General features: G+C 27.3%; 13 protein-coding genes. 8 read left to right on the top strand and 5 right to left on the bottom strand.

Annotated features, from left to right (window positions below; all coding sequences use genetic code 11):
- Positions 1 to 16: 16 nt before the first annotated feature.
- Positions 17 to 421 (top strand): thioesterase family protein, encoded by a 405-nt coding sequence (locus AAQM_RS04545; RefSeq protein WP_129095575.1) that lies wholly within the window; start codon positions 17 to 19, stop codon positions 419 to 421.
- 58 nt (positions 422 to 479) lie between these two features.
- Here AAQM_RS04545 and radA read toward each other — a convergent pair whose 3' ends face one another.
- Positions 480 to 1,829 carry a DNA repair protein RadA gene (gene radA / locus AAQM_RS04550; RefSeq protein ID WP_129095574.1) on the bottom strand — a complete coding sequence of 450 codons (1,350 nt, stop codon included), beginning with the start codon at positions 1,827 to 1,829 and terminating at the stop codon, positions 480 to 482.
- Positions 1,830 to 1,927: 98 nt separating this feature from the next.
- Between radA and AAQM_RS04555 the strand changes: the two genes are divergently transcribed.
- Positions 1,928 to 2,416 (top strand): ribonuclease HI, encoded by a 489-nt coding sequence (locus AAQM_RS04555; protein ID WP_129095573.1) that lies wholly within the window; start codon positions 1,928 to 1,930, stop codon positions 2,414 to 2,416.
- Here the strand turns inward: AAQM_RS04555 and AAQM_RS04560 are convergent.
- Positions 2,408 to 3,391: a lipid A deacylase LpxR family protein gene (locus tag AAQM_RS04560; protein ID WP_129095572.1), complete on the bottom strand. Its 984-nt coding sequence runs from the start codon at positions 3,389 to 3,391 to the stop codon at positions 2,408 to 2,410. The genes AAQM_RS04555 and AAQM_RS04560 overlap by 9 nt on opposite strands.
- 57 nt (positions 3,392 to 3,448) lie before the next feature.
- Between AAQM_RS04560 and AAQM_RS04565 the strand changes: the two genes are divergently transcribed.
- From AAQM_RS04565 to AAQM_RS04590, 6 genes are all read left to right on the top strand, one after another.
- Entirely contained in the window at positions 3,449 to 4,012 is a 564-nt protein-coding gene (locus AAQM_RS04565; protein WP_129095571.1) for a YqiA/YcfP family alpha/beta fold hydrolase, read from the top strand.
- An 83-nt stretch (positions 4,013 to 4,095) separates the two neighbouring features.
- Positions 4,096 to 10,716, top strand: coding sequence for an autotransporter domain-containing protein (locus tag AAQM_RS04570; protein WP_171920657.1), 6,621 nt, complete (start codon positions 4,096 to 4,098; stop codon positions 10,714 to 10,716).
- An 18-nt stretch (positions 10,717 to 10,734) separates the two neighbouring features.
- Positions 10,735 to 11,460 (top strand): peptidylprolyl isomerase, encoded by a 726-nt coding sequence (locus AAQM_RS04575; RefSeq protein WP_129094600.1) that lies wholly within the window; start codon positions 10,735 to 10,737, stop codon positions 11,458 to 11,460.
- Between the two features lie 4 nt (positions 11,461 to 11,464).
- Positions 11,465 to 12,286: a serine aminopeptidase domain-containing protein gene (locus tag AAQM_RS04580; protein WP_129094601.1), complete on the top strand. Its 822-nt coding sequence runs from the start codon at positions 11,465 to 11,467 to the stop codon at positions 12,284 to 12,286.
- Between the two features lie 58 nt (positions 12,287 to 12,344).
- Positions 12,345 to 13,253, top strand: coding sequence for a cytochrome-c peroxidase (locus tag AAQM_RS04585; RefSeq protein WP_412784085.1), 909 nt, complete (start codon positions 12,345 to 12,347; stop codon positions 13,251 to 13,253).
- A complete protein-coding gene (locus AAQM_RS04590; RefSeq protein WP_129094603.1) occupies positions 13,246 to 14,958 on the top strand; it encodes a diguanylate cyclase domain-containing protein in 1,713 nt (570 codons plus the stop codon). The genes AAQM_RS04585 and AAQM_RS04590 overlap by 8 nt, the downstream gene beginning before the upstream one ends.
- 44 nt (positions 14,959 to 15,002) lie before the next feature.
- On the opposite strand, the gene AAQM_RS04595 is transcribed toward AAQM_RS04590, so the two are convergent.
- From AAQM_RS04595 to AAQM_RS04605, 3 genes are read right to left on the bottom strand one after another with little or no spacing between them, the layout of a single operon-like run.
- Positions 15,003 to 15,635 carry a hypothetical protein gene (locus AAQM_RS04595; RefSeq protein WP_129094604.1) on the bottom strand — a complete coding sequence of 211 codons (633 nt, stop codon included), beginning with the start codon at positions 15,633 to 15,635 and terminating at the stop codon, positions 15,003 to 15,005.
- Between the two features lie 11 nt (positions 15,636 to 15,646).
- Positions 15,647 to 16,687 carry a signal recognition particle-docking protein FtsY gene (gene ftsY / locus AAQM_RS04600; RefSeq protein WP_129094605.1) on the bottom strand — a complete coding sequence of 347 codons (1,041 nt, stop codon included), beginning with the start codon at positions 16,685 to 16,687 and terminating at the stop codon, positions 15,647 to 15,649.
- Positions 16,688 to 16,696: 9 nt separating this feature from the next.
- Positions 16,697 to 17,254 (bottom strand): TlpA family protein disulfide reductase, encoded by a 558-nt coding sequence (locus tag AAQM_RS04605; protein ID WP_129094606.1) that lies wholly within the window; start codon positions 17,252 to 17,254, stop codon positions 16,697 to 16,699.
- Between the last annotated feature and the right edge of the window lie 45 nt (positions 17,255 to 17,299).

The raw sequence follows: 17,299 nt of genomic DNA on the forward strand, positions 1-17,299 counted from the left end.
ACATTAAGGAGAGAAGATGAGTTTAGAAATTGGTACGAAAGCAAGTATAGACTATAAAGTTCAATCAAAAGATTTAGCTGCAAATTTACAAATATCAAAAGAGGATGCATTTCCTGAAGTTTTTGCAACTGCTAGAATGGTTGCATTGATGGAATGTAGTGCAGCAAAAATGATGTTGCCTTTATTAAAAGAAGGAGAACTAAGTGTTGGTGTAGAAGTTAATATAAAACATTTAGCTCCTACTTTAGAAGAAGATATTGCTATTTCAACTGCAACTTTTGTTGGAATGGAAGGCAAACTTTACAAGTTTGAAATAGAAGTTGTTGATAGTGGTGGAATCATAGGAAATGGAACTCACACAAGAGCAATAGTTACAAATGAGAGATTAATGAGTGGCGCAAAAAAAAGAGTTGGAAAATAATCTTTATTAAAAAATGATAGAACTAAAATAGTTCTATCATTTTAAAGACACATACATTCTAAAATAATTCAATCATTTTAGAAACTTCATCAACTGCAAAAGTCTTAATATCAAGTTTCAGATTTGTTTTTTGGGCAATTACAGCTTTTTTCATGCCTTGAGCTTGTGCCTCTTTTAATCTTAAATCAATAGAATAAACATCTTTTATTTCACCAGTTAGGGAAACTTCACCTATAAATGCTGACTCTTTCGAAATAGGTCTATCTCTAAAAGAGGAAATAATTGCAGCAATTACAGCTAAATCAGCACTACTTTCTTTAATTTTTATTCCGCCACTTATGTTTATAAAAACATCATAATTATTTAGTGGTAAATCTATCTTTTTTTCAAGTAAAGCTAAAAGCATGGTAAGTCTATTTGCGTCAAATCCAGTGGCACTTCTTTTTGGATTTGGATAAGTGCTTTCAGTTACAAGTGCTTGAACTTCCAAAATTATAGCACGACTTCCCTCCATAACAACTGTAAGAGCAGAACCACTTTGGGCTTTACTTTTATCAAAAAATTTTGAAGCTATATCTTTTGCACTTATAAGTCCTTCTGCTGTCATCTCAAAAATACCAATTTCACTAGTTGAACCAAAACGGTTTTTAAAACCTCGAAGCATCCTAAGTTCTCTACTTGCTTCTCCTTCAAAATACAAAACAGTATCAACCATGTGTTCTAAAACTCTTGGACCTGCAATACTTCCATCTTTTGTGATATGTCCAATTATAAACATAGCAATATTTGACTCTTTTGCTTTTCTCATTAACTCAAAAGTAATTTCACGTACCTGAGAAACACTTCCTGGTGCTGATGTTAGATTTGATGAATAAATAGTTTGAATAGAGTCGATAATTACTACTTCATAATTTTGTCTCAAAAGTTCATCTTGAATCTCTTCAAGTTTTATTTCACTTAATAAAAAAAGTTCATCATGATTTGCTTCAAGTCTATTCGCCCTTAGTTTTATTTGTCCAGCACTCTCTTCACCTGAAACATAAAGTACTTTTTTACCTGATTTTGAGATACTTCCAGCAACTTTCAGTAAAAGAGTTGATTTTCCAACTCCTGGACTTCCTCCTATTAAAGTTAAACTTCCAGGAACAATTCCTCCTCCTAAAACTAAATCAAATTCATCATTAAATGAAGAAAATCTTGTAACATCATCTTGAACTATTTGTGTTATGGGTTTTGCTTTTGAACTTGTATTTATGATTTTTGATGAGTGTTTTAAAACTTCTTGTTGTTCTTGATTCAATTCTATGAATGAATCCCATGAACCGCAGTTTGGACATTTTCCAAGCCACTTTGTAGATTGTTCTCCACAATGTTGACACTCAAAAAGTGATATTTTCTTTTTTGCCATTTTATTTCCTAGCTGTTTTATGTTGTTATTATAATGAAAAAAGAATTATGCTTAATAAAATATTACACTTTGTAATATGAATTACAATACAATCTTAAATGAAAAAAATAAAACTATTCACAGATTCAAGTGTAAATCCTCAAAAAAAGATAGGTTTTGGAAGCTTTCTTCTTTTGGAAGAAAAAAATATCTCTTTTGAAGAGATGAAAAAAAACATAAAAATAAAAAAATTTGAAAATACATCTTCTACAAAACTTGAACTCCAAACTTTACTTTGGGCATTAGATGAACTAGATGATAAAAATATAATTATTGAAGTTTATACAGATTGTCAAAATATTATAGGTTTACAAGATAGAAGAGAAAAGCTAGAAAAAAATAATTTTCATTCATCTTCTGGAAAACTTATGAATAATCATGAGTTATATAAAGAATTTTTTGAAAAAGTAGATAAATTAAATATAAGTTTTTTTAAAGTTAAAGGGCATAAAAAAAATAGTTTAAAAGATAAAATAGATGATATCTTTAATCTAGTAGATAAAGCTTGTAGAAACGCTTTAAGAGAAGATATTGCTTATTTAAAATAAATAAGCAATATTTATCCCTCCCCAATTTTCTCTTTCACTTTTTCCGTTAATTCTTACAAATTTAGAATTTTTAAAGCTAAGAGATAAAACAAAATTTTCTAAATAGGTATCTAGTGATACAACTTGAACAATAGTATCTTTTAATTTGTCTAATTGATAAGATTTATCATAATTTGAAACATAAAAATAATCAGTATAAGAGTATGCTAAACCATAAGATAGTGACCAACCTAAGTTTTTGTTAGGTTTAGAATCAAGATTTAGAAGTTTGTTTTCATTTACTCCTAAAAATTTTCCAACAGTATTAAAATTATTTGGATAATTATTTCCATATCTTATCATAGAGCCAAACATTAAAGCTCTATTATAGTTTCCTACATCTATTTTAAAGTTATTTGTTAAATCCATTTTTCCATAAGAAAAATCATATTTAAAGGCTTTATAACCATAATCATAAGAGAAGTTATACAAAAAATCATCTTTTAATTGATTATTCCAACCTTTTGGTTCTTTTCCTCCTATTGCATTATGGAAAGACTTTTGAAAATTATCTGTATTTGTACTTCCTCCAACAGCACCTAAGGTTATTACATATTTGTGAAAAAAATCTTCTTCCCACTTATATAAAATAAAATCTAAAGTTGCAACTCCTGCATAAGGTAAATCACCTATAATTTTCTCTTTTTTATCCAAGTTATCAGGAGTAAATGCAAGATGAGAATAGGTCATTCCTAGTGTTTGATATTTTGTATCATTGTTAAAAGTAGGAATTTTAGAAATTAAATCAAAAAAACTATTGTTATATTTTGAAGAATCATTTGTATCTTTGTTAGTTAAATAACTAAAATAAACTCCATTTGTGTAGTGTTTATCTTCCCCATTTATTACATCATTTTCTATAAAAACTGAAAAAACTTCTGCATTTAGATTTAAAGCTAAAAAAGAAGTGAAAATAATTTTTGGAAATAATTTCATTGTCAAGCCTTTTATTGTAGTATTGCAATTATATAATAAAAAATTGGAAAAAATAAAATGATAATATATATTCACGGATTCGCAAGTAGTGGTTTTGGTTCAAAACCACAAAAATTTAAAGAGTATTTTGAAGATGAAATAATAACAATTTCACTTTCTACTATTCCAAATTTAGCAATTGATACTTTAGAACAAATAATAGAATTTTCTTTAAATAAAGATGAACCAGTTTATTTAGTAGGTTCCTCTCTTGGTGGTTTTTATGCACTTTATTTAGCAAATAAGTATGATTTAAAAGCAGTTTTAATAAATCCAGCTGTTAATCCATGGGGAACTTTACATAGATATGAAGGTGTTGAATTTGTAACAAATTATTATGATAATTCAAGATTTGAATTTACTAATGAACATATAAAATCTTTAAAGAATTATGAAGTGAATTTTTTAAAGAATCCAGAAAATTTTATTACTTTATTGCAAGAAGAAGATGAGGTTTTAGATTTTAATGAAGCTGCTTTAAAACTTGAAGAAACAGAACTTATAATAGAAGAGGGAGGAAGTCACTCTTTTGAGGGAATAGAGCGATATTTTAGAAAAATAAATAGTTTTTTTTATAATTAAAATTTATTCATATAATATTTTGGAATAATTGGATAAAATAAATACAATTATGATGTATTGAAAAATTAAGGAGAACTCTAAAAATGAATTCATTTAGAGTTATAGATACGAGATTTCGTATTTTAAAGGGTGGTAAAATAGGATTAAGTCTATCTATTTCTTTAATAGGTAGTGCCTTAGTTTTTGGAAGTGTAAATAGTTATGCTGTTGATTATTTTACTGATGTACAATCTACAGTTTCTGATTCTACAACAACTCCATTAGGAGGAACAAATCCTATTACAGTAGAAAAAGCTGTTAATGGTGGAAGTGTAAATACTACAAGAATTGAAAATGATACGAATCCTGTGGTTTTTAAACCCACTTCTTGGGCAAATAGTTCTTATACAGATCCAACATTTGCAGCAGCTGAAACTACTCCTACTGTTTATCCAGCTAGATATTATTTAGGAAAAGAAGATTTTGTCCCTTTAGAATTAAATTTAACTTTTGCTTCAGGAGCGAGTTCTGGAAGTATTTCAAAAAATAGTACAACTTTTTATAGTGCAAATATAACTCCTCCTGGTTATATTGCTGATAATCCTGGTATTCCAACACAAACTTTAACAACTGTAGTATCAAATAATTATAAAGCTAATTTAATTTTTGAGGGTTCAAATACTGTTTCAGGTTCAACAAATATAGAAGATGGAAACATAAAAATAGATGGAAGTATAGATTTCAATGGAACAGTTACAGCAGGTTCAATAGAAGTTGATACTACTGATACGGCAACTTTTGGAAGCAATGTTTCTTTATCTTCAGGAGCAGGAAATTTAAATTTTAGCCAAGATGGTAGTATTATTTTAAATTCAAATTTTTCTGGAAATATTACTAATACTAATTCAGGTGATGGAAATATTACAACTGTAGGAATAAATAATATAAATGGAAATATAGGGAATAGTTCAAACTTTTTAAATTCTTTAAGTGTAGGCGATTTAACTACAATTTCAACAACAACTGTAAATGGAGATGTGTTTGCAAATAGTACAGTATTGAATAATACAATAACAAATAGCTCAACATTGATACTTTCAAATGATAAAAATATAACTTCGACAATAACAACTTCACATGATAATAAGGGTATTTTAACTCTATCAGGTGGAACACAAACAGTAACGGGACAAATAGGTACAGATACTTTAAAATTAGCAGAAATAAACGCAGGAGCGAATGGTTCAGATTCAACATTTAATAGTGATGTGTTTGCAACAAATTTAGATGTAGAAGGAACAGGAAGAGTAAACCTAAATGGAGATTATAAAGGTACGTCAATAAGATATAACGCAGATGGAACAGTAGTATTAGCAGATGGAAGTGATGTAAATTCTTCAATAATAAATAACTCAGGAGTAGATAGTACAGGAACATTGACTTTAAATGGAAGCTCAACAGTAAGTGGAAATGTAGGAGCAGATGGAGCATCGTTAAAAGAGATAAACGCAGGAGCGACAGGTTCAAATTCAACATTTAATAGTGATGTGTTTGCAACAAATTTAGATGTAGAAGGAACAGGAAGAGTAAACCTAAATGGAGATTATAAAGGTACGTCAATAAGATATAACGCAGATGGAACAGTAGTATTAGCAGATGGAAGTGATGTAAACTCAGCAATAACAACTGGAACAACAAATACAGGAACATTGACTTTAAATGGAAGCTCAACAGTAAGTGGAAATGTAGGAGCAGATGGAGCATCGTTAAAAGAGATAAACGCAGGAGCGACAGGTTCAAATTCAACATTTAATAGTGATGTGTTTGCAACAACTACAAATGTAGGAGCAGGAGAGATTAAATTTGAAGGTAATTTAACTGGAAATATAGATGCAATAACTTCGAATCAAGGAACTATAACTTTTGTAGGTGATAATAGTGGAAAAGCGCAATTAGTTACAGGAAATATAGGAATTTTTGGTGATTCAATAAATGTTTTAAATATAGGAGAATCAGGAAGTTTAATAAACTATTCAACAACAACTGTAAATGGAGATGTGTTTGCAAATAGTACAGTATTGAATAATACAATAACAAATAGCTCAACATTGATACTTTCAAATGATAAAAATATAACTTCGACAATAACAACTTCACATGATAATAAGGGTATTTTAACTCTATCAGGTGGAACACAAACAGTAACGGGACAAATAGGTACAGATACTTTAAAATTAGCAGAAATAAACGCAGGAGCTAATGGTTCAGATTCAACATTTAGTAGTGATGTGTTTGCAACAAATTTAGATGTAGAAGGAACAGGAAGAGTAAACCTAAATGGAGATTATAAAGGTACGTCAATAAGATATAACGCAGATGGAACAGTAGTATTAGCAGATAATAAAAATATAGACTCTTCAATAATAAATAATAGTAGTACAACACCAACAGGAACATTGACATTAGAAGGAAGTTCAATAGTAAGTGGAACAGTAGGTACAGATGTAAATAGATTGAAAGAGATAAACGCAGGAGCGAATGGTTCAGATTCAACATTTAATAGTGATGTGTTTGCAACAAATTTAGATGTAGAAGGAACAGGAAGAGTAAACCTAAATGGAGATTATAAAGGTACGTCAATAAGATATAACGCAGATGGAACAGTAGTATTAGCAGATGGAAGTGATGTAAATTCTTCAATAATAAATAACTCAGGAGTAGATAGTACAGGAACATTGACTTTAAATGGAAGCTCAACAGTAAGTGGAAATGTAGGAGCAGATGGAGCATCGTTAAAAGAGATAAACGCAGGAGCGACAGGTTCAAATTCAACATTTAATAGTGATGTGTTTGCAACAAATTTAGATGTAGAAGGAACAGGAAGAGTAAACCTAAATGGAGATTATAAAGGTACGTCAATAAGATATAACGCAGATGGAACAGTAGTATTAGCAGATGGAAGTGATGTAAACTCAGCAATAACAACTGGAACAACAAATACAGGAACATTGACTTTAAATGGAAGCTCAACAGTAAGTGGAAATGTAGGAGCAGATGGAGCATCGTTAAAAGAGATAAACGCAGGAGCGACAGGTTCAAATTCAACATTTAATAGTGATGTGTTTGCAACAACTACAAATGTAGGAGCAGGAGAGATTAAATTTGAAGGTAATTTAACTGGAAATATAGATGCAATAACTTCGAATCAAGGAACTATAACTTTTGTAGGTGATAATAGTGGAAAAGCGCAATTAGTCACAGGAAATATAGGAATTTTTGGTGATTCAATAAATGTTTTAAATATAGGAGAATCAGGAAGTTTAATAAACTATTCAACAACAACTGTAAATGGAGATGTGTTTGCAAATAGTACAGTATTGAATAATACAATAACAAATAGCTCAACATTGATACTTTCAAATGATAAAAATATAACTTCGACAATAACAACTTCACATGATAATAAGGGTATTTTAACTCTATCAGGTGGAACACAAACAGTAACGGGACAAATAGGTACAGATACTTTAAAATTAGCAGAAATAAACGCAGGAGCTAATGGTTCAGATTCAACATTTAGTAGTGATGTGTTTGCAACAAATTTAGATGTAGAAGGAACAGGAAGAGTAAACCTAAATGGAGATTATAAAGGTACGTCAATAAGATATAACGCAGATGGAACAGTAGTATTAGCAGATAATAAAAATATAGACTCTTCAATAATAAATAGTAGTAGTACAACACCAACAGGAACATTGACTTTAAATGGAAGCTCAATAGTAAGTGGAACAGTAGGTACAGATGCAAATAGATTGAAAGAGATAAACGCAGGAGCGACAGGTTCAGATTCAACATTTAGTAGTGATGTGTTTGCAACAACTACAAATATCACTTCTGGAGTAGTTAATTTTAATACTATATCAGGGACAACAACTACAAATATAGTATTTAGTGGAAATGGAACGGCAAATTTAAATCAAGGCTTAACTGGAAATATTTATTTTGCAGGTAATGATGCAAATATAAATGTATCTGATGGAAAAGGGATATTAGGTTCAGTTGAAACTTTAGCAAATAATACAGGAATTTTAAATTTTAAAGGTGATGGTGTTATTAATGGAATCATTGGAAGTGCTGATTTTGCAATAAAAGAACTTAATGTAAATAGTGAAAATGAGCAAGATAAAGATGGAAATGGAACAGTTATAACTCAAGGATTATTAGCACATAGAGAAATTTTTGCTGAGATTATAAATCTTAGAAATAATGCAACTTTAACATTAGCAAATAATGCAAATATAACAAAAACATCAACGGGATTAGTTATTTCAACTGATAGTGCAAATAGTGGTAATGTAGTCTTTTTAGGAAGTTCAACAGTAACAGGAGAAGTTGGAACAAACAGTAATAACTTAGAAAGTATAACAGCTGGTGCAAATAATCACACAGTTACTTTTAATGATATGGTTTATGCTTCAATAATAAATTATTCTGATGATGGAAAAGTTGTTTTAAATGGAGATAATAGTTTAAATTCAAATGCTGAAGGTTTTAAAGGAACTGTAAATTTTAACTCTAAATCAGGAACACTTGAAATTGGAGATGATGTAAATATTACTACAGGAGCAACAGAAATTCAATTTACAAATGCCAAAAATGCAACCCTTGCATTTAATGGAACTTCAATTATAAAAGGAAGTTTAGGAAGTGAAAATGGGACAAATGATACTTTTAAAACTATAAATGCAGGTGCATTAAATGAAACAGTTAAATTTGAAGATAATATTTATGTAATGGATAGTTTAAATCTTTCTTCAAATGGTAAAGTACAAATTGTAGATGAAAATTATGTAAAAAGAAATTCAAATTCAGCTACAACAGGAGCTATTATTACTACATCAACAGATGGTTTTGGTGATTTAGAATATTTAGGAACGACTATTTTGTATGATGATATAGGAACTTCATCAAAAAAACTTAATAATGTTACTTTTGCTTCAACTGGAGATGCTTCAAATATTTATAATCAAGATATAGATAAAAATGTATATGCTTTGAATACAACTATTGGAAATAGTTCTAATAAAACAACATTAAATATTAAAGAAGATATAACATTTGGTGGAAATTTAAATCTTAGAAAAGATTCTGTTTTAAATGTTAGTGATTATAATGTCACTGTAGCTAATAATTTAGATATAGCATCAAATTCAACTTTAAACTTTAAAGTTTATACAACAGATATAAGTGCCGGTCAAGCTGTTGAAAATGGAAACTCAGGAAGTATAACAGCTCAAAGTTTAAATATGGCAAATGATGCAAAAATTCATATTGATTATGATGGAACTTGGGAAGGTGCTGGAAAATATAACTTGATTAAAGCTTCTTCTATAACTACAGATTATTATGGAACAGAAAAAAATGGTTTAGTTAGTGATAATAGTATTATAGATTCAATTGTTACAAAAGATGGAACAAATCTTACTTTATTTGCGGATAGAACAAGTGGAGGGTCATTTAATCCTGAAGATTTATATATAGAAAAATCTGAAATAGGAAAAGATTATTCAAATGGTGCTTCTCAATCACTTGCAGGATATGCAAATGAAAAAAACAGAGAAGGTGCTTTAGCTGATATTATTCGTGAAATGGAATATTTTGATGGTGGAACAAATTTAAGTGAAGCTAAAAAGCAAGAGATGATAAAAATGCAAAGATTATTAACTCCTACTGCTAATAATTCAAATATACAAAGTACAATAACAGCAACAAACTTATCAGCATCTACAATTAAAGGAAGATTATCAGATATAAGAGTTACTCAAGAAAATAACTTTACACCAAATACTTATGATTATTTAGGATTATCTTCAGGAGATTATTATACTTTTGATACTTCTTTTTGGCTAAAAGCAATGGCTTCAAAAGCTACACAAGATAGAATAAAAGAGTATGATGGTTTTGATACTTCAACTTATGGTTTTGTTGGTGGAATGGATAAAATTACAAATGATGGAACTATTTTTGGAGTAGCACTTTCATATTCTACTACAAAAACTAAACAAGATGGTTTAAGAACAGATGATTCAGATACTACAAGTGTTCAAGCTACGCTTTATTCATCTCAAGAGATAGGAGATGCTTATGTTGATGGATATTTATCTTATGGTAAGCATAAAACAGATGCTACAAGAACAGCAAATTCAGGAAAATTAAATTCAAGTGTAAATTCGGACCAAATTTCAGCAAAAGTTGAGACAGGCTATAAAATACCATTAAATGATGGGATTTCTTTAACTCCGTTTGCTTCTTTAGAGTATAGTTTATTAAATCAAAAAGGTTATACTGAAAAAGGTTCAACTTATCAAAATGATGCTTTAAAAGTTGATAGTATAAAACTAAACAGAGGAACTGCTGAATTAGGGGCAAAACTTGTAACAAATATAGAGTTTGATGATACATTAATAATTCCTCAATTCTCTGCAAGTGTTTACAACTCATTTGGAGATAATAAACCTGATGTTAAAGCCCAGTTTGTTGGTGGTGGAAATAAGTTTGTAACACCGGTTCCTGATATGAATGATACAATGTTTAATTTAGGTTTAGGAGTTGAAACTAAAATTTCAGACTCTACAAGTTTAATATTCGATGTAGATTATGACAGAAGTAAAGATGGAAAATTTGAAGCTTATTCAGGTAGCGTAACTTTTGGAGTTAGTTTTTAATATAAAAGGAAAAAAATAATGTATAAAGTAGTTTGTAGTGGTTTAATAAGTCTATTTATTAGCATGAATTTAAATGCTAATGAGATTTCTTCATATTCATTAATGAAGTATAAAGCTGATTTTTCAAAGCAGAATCAACAATCAAAAGATGCATTAATAAAAGAGTATTTAAAACTGAAAAATCTAGCACAAGTTTTAGAAGCAAGTGTAATGAAAGATGATGTTGATTTAGAAGTTGCAAAAAATATGTTAATAGTTGATATTTGGACAAATAAATTTTTACAAAGTTATAAACCTACAACAAATGAATTAAATGAACTTTATAAAATAGAAAAACCAAGAACAGTAGCTAAATATGAATTAAGAAATATTTTGGTTTCTTATGAAAATAATGCGGATAGAATAATTGGTATGTTAAATGAAATAAAAAACAAAACAGAAAAAAAAGATAGTTTTATTAAATATGTAAGATCAGTTTCAAATGATGTTGCAACAAAACAAAATAATGGTTTAACTCCTTTAGTTGATGAAAATAAATTAAGTTTACAAATAAAAGAGGCATTAAAAGGTAAAAAAGAGGGTGATATTGTAAAAGTTAATCTTAAAGATGTGGGAACTCAAATTTTATATATTGAAAAATATATCCCTGAAAAAAAAGCTACTTTTGAAGAAGCAAAAGATGCTTTAATAGATCTTGCAAAAAGAAAAGCTGTTGCAAAAGAGATGGAGTTATTGTTAAAATAACCTTATGAAATATTTAATATTTGTTTTTCTTTCATTATTTTTTATTTCATGTACAAAAAATATACCAACACCAAGTGAGAGAAAAAACTTAGTTTTAATATCATCAAAAGAGAAAGGTTTTGAACAAGTTAATATCCAAACTTCATATTTTTCTATTTTTTCTCTTCAAAAAAAAGATATTACTTGTAAGAATAAGAGTTTGCATGTTTATATAGAAGGTGATGGACTAGCATGGATAAATAGAAGAACTATTTCAAGTGATCCAACTCCTATAAATTCTACAATATTAAAAATTATAAATGAAGATGAAAATGAGTGTAAAATATATTTAGCTCGTCCTTGTCAGTATCTTAATTTTGGTATTTGTGAAAAAAAATATTGGACAAGTCATAGATTTAGTCCAGAAGTATTAAAAAGTTTTGATGAGAGTTTGGATATTTTAAAAAACAGGTATGAAAATAGTGATTTTACTCTAATAGGTCATTCAGGTGGTGGAGCAATAGTTACTTTATTAGGTGCTAAAAGAGATGATATAAAAAGATTAATAACTATAGCAGGAAATTTAGATATACAAAAATGGACAACTTTTCACAATATCTCAAAATTAACAGAATCTTTAAATCCAGCAGACTTTACAAAAGATTTAGAAAACATAGAACAATATCATTTAATAGGAAATAATGATAAAATAATTCCAAAAGATATATTTTTATCATATTATTCAAAGTTCATAAATAAAAATAAAATAACTTTTAGTTATCTTAATGAATCTCATAATTGTTGTTGGGAAAAACCCTATAAAAAATTAATGTTAACATTAGAATAAATTATTTATTAAATAATTTTATTATATAATTATCGGACAAAATTACTATATAGGTATTATCTTGCTAAAAATTATTTTCATTTTATTTTTTAATGTTATATTATTTTCAAAAGAACCTATTACTCCTATTCCTTTAGAAATTGATTTTGATAAAGAAAAAGCAAATTTGGGAAAAGAGTTATTTTTTGATCCAATTTTATCTAAAGATAATACTATATCTTGCCACAGTTGCCATATTTTAGAGCAAGGTGGAGATGATAATTTACAATTTTCTTTTGGAGTTGATGGAAAAGTGGGAAATATGAATTCTCCTACAGTTTTTAATTCAACTTTTAATTTTGTTCAATTTTGGGATGGACGTGCAAAAAATCTTCAAGAACAAGTCCAAGGACCAATTACAAATGAAGTTGAAATGGCACATACTTTTGAAGAGATAATTAAAATACTCAATAATACAGAATACAAAGAAAAATTTAGAAAAATATATAAAGATGGAGTTACAAAAAATAATATTACAGACTCTTTAGCACAATTTCAAAAAACTCTAATTACTCCAAATTCTCCTTTTGATAAATATTTAAGAGGTGATAAAAATGCAATTTCAAAAGAACAAAAACAAGGATATGAACTTTTTAAAAATCAAGGTTGTATAGCATGTCATCATGGAGTTAATGTAGGAGGAAATTTATATGCTAAATTTGGACTTATTTCAGAACTTCAAAGTGATTCAAAAGGAAGATATGAAGTAACAAAAAATGAATTAGATAAATACTATTTTAAAGTTCCAACATTAAGAAATATAGAGTTAACTTCACCTTATTTACATGATGGAAGAATTGAAGAGTTAGAGGATGTTGTTAAATTTATGGCACATTATCAATTGGGAAAATCTTTAAGTGAAGAAGAAGCAAAAAAAATTGTTTTATTTCTAAAATCTTTAACTGGAGATTTGAAATACTATGAATAAGGTTTTTAATAGAATCATAAAATATTTTGATTCTGTGATGTTTTTTTTATTTTTATTTATAATGGTGCTAATTTTATTTATTTATAATTTAACAAAAATAAATCATAAAATAAAAAGTTTTAATGATTATTCAATAACTATAAATAGTATAAAAATCTTAGATAATGAGTTTGAATCTTTGATTAATAACAAAGCTACTTTTATAAATTATGATGGAGTTGTAGAAAAAATAAATTTAAAATATGAATTACTACAAAAATTAAATAATAAAGAGTTTTATGGAGATTATGACTTAGAGTTAAAAAATTTAGTTTATGATTTAAATTATAAATGGAAAGAAAAACATCAATATTTGGAACGTTTCAAATCAAACAATTCAGCTATTATAGGTTCATTTAATTACATTATAGAATTAATTAAAAATATGAAATTAACTCAAAATATAGATATAAAAGATGGTGTTTTATTAGATAATTCTTTATCTCTTTTATTTAAACTTTTCGTAAATATAGATTTTGATAAACAAGTATTAGAAGAAAATGTAGAGAATCTAAAACAACTCTCTTTAAAATATGATAAAAGTGATTTTCATTTTCTTTTTAAAAAATATAATTCTACTATAAACGAATTATTAAATTTAAATAATATAAAATCTCAACTTTTGGAAATAGATGTTAAAAATAAATTAGAACTTATTGAATCTAAGTTACATCAAGAATATGACAAAAGTATCGATAAACAACTTAATATTGCTATTTTATTATTTCTTATTTCAGTTGTTTTTTTGATAATTTCAATTTTAAATTATATAAAATCTGTAAGAATTAAAAAGGAACTAAAAGCATTCAAATATGCAGTTGAAAATAGTGATAATTCTATAGTTATGACAGATATAAATAGAAATATTATTTATGTAAATGAGTCATTTGAAAAGGTTACAGGTTATAGAAGAGAAGATGTTTTAGGAAAAAATCCTCATATTTTAAAATCAGGAAGACTTCCAAGTGATTTTTACAAAAATATGAATGATATTCTTGATAAAGGTGAAAAGTGGTCAGGAGAATTTGTTAATGTTAATAAATTTGGAGATATTTATTATGAAACAGCATCAATTACACCTATTTTTAATGATGATGAATTAACAGGTTATTTAGCTATTAAATTAAATGTGACTGATTATGTAAAACAACAAGAAAAAGTTGAATTTATTGCTCATCATGATAACTTAACTTTATTACCAAATAGAAGAAGTTTAGAAAAAAAAGTCAATGAGTATATTCATGAGTGTTTAGAAAAAGAAAAAAAATTTGCTTTATATTTTATAGATTTAGATGGTTTTAAAAATGTAAATGATACTTTAGGTCATGATATTGGAGATTTGCTATTAAAAGAGGTTGCAAAAATATTCAAAGATACTTTAAGAAATGAAGATTTTGTTTTTAGAATAGGTGGAGATGAGTTTGCTATTATAATCAAATATTCTAATGAAGAGATAGATTTAGAAATAATTGCTAATAAAATTATTGAAAATATAAACAAACCTATTTTTATAAAAAATCATGAGATAAATGTAGGATGTAGTATAGGTATATCTTTATTTCCAAAAGATGCACAAGATTTAAAAAATTTATTAAAATATTCTGATATGGCGATGTATAAAGCAAAACAAAATGGTAAAAATCGAGTGGAGTTTTATGATAAATAAAGATAGTTATAAACCTAAGTGTAGGTGGTTTATAACTATTTGATTTAGAATTCTATTTTCATTCTAAAATATCTAGGAAAACTATTTTTTATATCTTCATTTATTTGTACAGGAAAAGCTTTATAAACAGAAGTTTTTATCAATTCAAAATACTCTTTTTTACCTTCTGTAAGAGTTAATTGTTCAAATCTTCCATCTTTTAAAATAGTAACTCTTATATTTATAAATTCACCCGATTTTAAAGCAGATTTATCTGTATTTTTTTCTATATTTGAATAGATTTTTTCTCTAATTGATTGATAAAACTTTTCAATTTTTGCTTTTTCATCAATAACTTCTTCTTTTAATTCAGGTTTTTCTTCAATTTTAACTTCTACTTCATTTTTAATTTCAGAAATTTCAGGAGTTTGAGAAGTTTGAATCTCTTCTTCAATCTTAATTTCTTGTGGAGATTCTTCTATGTTTTTTTCTAAACTCTCTTCTAAAGGTTTTATAATTGATTCTTTGTTTTCTTCATTCTCTTTTTTATCTTCTTTTTCAATAATTACAGGAGAATTTGTTATTTGTGTTTGCTCTTCTTCTGATGAAAAGAAAAATGAATAAACAGCATATATAATTATAGCTATAACTAAAAGTATTAAAAAATCTTCAAAGAAATTTTTTGTTTTTGCTCTCAAAGTAAATCCTTTTATTTTTCTTCAGATGTATAGATTTCATCTAATAAACTATCGACAAAATTTTCAGGTGAGAATTCTATTAAATCATCTTGTTTTTCACCAATTCCAACATAAAAAATAGGAAGTTCAAGTTGATTTGAGATAGAAAATAAAGCTCCACCTTTTGCAGTTCCATCAAGTTTAGTAACAATTATTCCATCTATTCCTACCATTTCATGAAATGCTTTTGCTTGAGCAATAGCACTATTCCCTTGTGTTCCATCAAGTATCATAAGTTTTTGATGTGGTGCATTTTCCATAGCTTTTGAACATACTTTTACAATTTTTTTTAGCTCATTATTTAAATTTGTTTGAGTTTGTAATCTTCCTGCTGTATCAATAATTACATTATCAATATTTCTTGCAATTGCTGCACTTATCGTATCATAAGCAACAGCACTTGCATCATGACCTTGTTTAGTTTTGATAATTGGAACATCAAGTTTATTTGCCCAAGTTGAAAGTTGTTCAATAGCAGCAGCCCTAAAAGTATCACCAGCTCCTAAAATTACAGATTTACCATCTTTTTTTGATTTATTTGCAAGTTTAGCAATAGTTGTTGTTTTTCCAGCACCATTAACTCCAATAATAAGTCTTACAAAAGGTTTTGGCAAATTTGATAAATCAACATCAGGAGCGTGTTCAAAAAGCATTACAAGTCTATGACGTAATTGTTTCCTTGTTATTTCGCTAGGAAGACCATTCATTGCTTTTTCTATAATTTCATACTCCATATCTGCTTCAATTAAAAGTTCTTCAATATCATCAAAAGAGATTTTTTCTTTTTTCTGAGGAACAACTGTTTTTATTGTTGCAAATGTTTTTTCTAATGCTCTAGAAAAGAAACTCTTTTTTTCTTCTTGTTCTTCGTTTTTTTGTTCAATTTCTATTTCTTGTTCTTTTATTTCAACAGGATTAGCGTATGAATTATCAATTGAAGAATTTTCTTCTAAAATTTTTTCTTTTATTAATTCATTATTTTCTTCTTTTTTTTTCTTAAAAAAACTAAACATTTTTTACCCTTATTTTTCTAAAACTTTTTTAATATCTATTTCCATCATTTCAGCTGGAACTAATCCTACATATTTTTGAAATATATTTCCATCTTTATCAATCAAAAACATCGTAGGAATTGATTTTATACCACCTAAACTTTTGGCTAAATCAAAATTTTCACTTGATGTTGTAACAGTATAATTTATTTCAAAATTTTTTATAAAATCTAAAATTTCTTCATTGCTTTTCATCTCTTCAAGGAGTACAGAAATTACTACAAAATCATTTTTATAATCATCTTGAAGCTTTATTAAACTAGGAATTTCAGCCCTACAAGGAGGACACCATGTTGCAAAGAAGTTTAATAAAACAATTTTATTTGGATAATCTTTTAAAACAATTTTTTCATCTTCTAATTTCAAATCAACAATGGTGTTATTAGTTGTTTTTAATTGAAACTCAGTTTTTCTTTCAATTTTTTCAATTTTAGTCTCATTTGTATCTTCATTTTTATCTTTAGAATCACACCCTGCAAAGAATAAAATAGATAAAATAGATAAAAATGCTAAAGTTTTAAACTGCATTTTAATTCCTTTGGGTAAAATTATTTGTTGGGTAGAAATTCTACC

Origin of the sequence: Arcobacter aquimarinus, from assembly GCF_013177635.1 — a bacterium.
GTDB classification, from domain to species: Bacteria; Campylobacterota; Campylobacteria; order Campylobacterales; family Arcobacteraceae; genus Aliarcobacter; species Aliarcobacter aquimarinus.

What these genes read in the sequence shown, in the direction of transcription:
- AAQM_RS04545 (WP_129095575.1), top strand. Translation starts at nt 17, where the DNA reads ATGAGTTTAGAAATTGGTACGAAAGCAAGTATAGACTATAAAGTTCAA.
- radA (WP_129095574.1), bottom strand. Translation starts at nt 1,829, where the DNA reads ATGGCAAAAAAGAAAATATCACTTTTTGAGTGTCAACATTGTGGAGAA.
- AAQM_RS04555 (WP_129095573.1), top strand. Translation starts at nt 1,928, where the DNA reads ATGAAAAAAATAAAACTATTCACAGATTCAAGTGTAAATCCTCAAAAA.
- AAQM_RS04560 (WP_129095572.1), bottom strand. Translation starts at nt 3,391, where the DNA reads ATGAAATTATTTCCAAAAATTATTTTCACTTCTTTTTTAGCTTTAAAT.
- AAQM_RS04565 (WP_129095571.1), top strand. Translation starts at nt 3,449, where the DNA reads ATGATAATATATATTCACGGATTCGCAAGTAGTGGTTTTGGTTCAAAA.
- AAQM_RS04570 (WP_171920657.1), top strand. Translation starts at nt 4,096, where the DNA reads ATGAATTCATTTAGAGTTATAGATACGAGATTTCGTATTTTAAAGGGT.
- AAQM_RS04575 (WP_129094600.1), top strand. Translation starts at nt 10,735, where the DNA reads ATGTATAAAGTAGTTTGTAGTGGTTTAATAAGTCTATTTATTAGCATG.
- AAQM_RS04580 (WP_129094601.1), top strand. Translation starts at nt 11,465, where the DNA reads ATGAAATATTTAATATTTGTTTTTCTTTCATTATTTTTTATTTCATGT.
- AAQM_RS04590 (WP_129094603.1), top strand. Translation starts at nt 13,246, where the DNA reads ATGAATAAGGTTTTTAATAGAATCATAAAATATTTTGATTCTGTGATG.
- ftsY (WP_129094605.1), bottom strand. Translation starts at nt 16,687, where the DNA reads ATGTTTAGTTTTTTTAAGAAAAAAAAAGAAGAAAATAATGAATTAATA.
- AAQM_RS04605 (WP_129094606.1), bottom strand. Translation starts at nt 17,254, where the DNA reads ATGCAGTTTAAAACTTTAGCATTTTTATCTATTTTATCTATTTTATTC.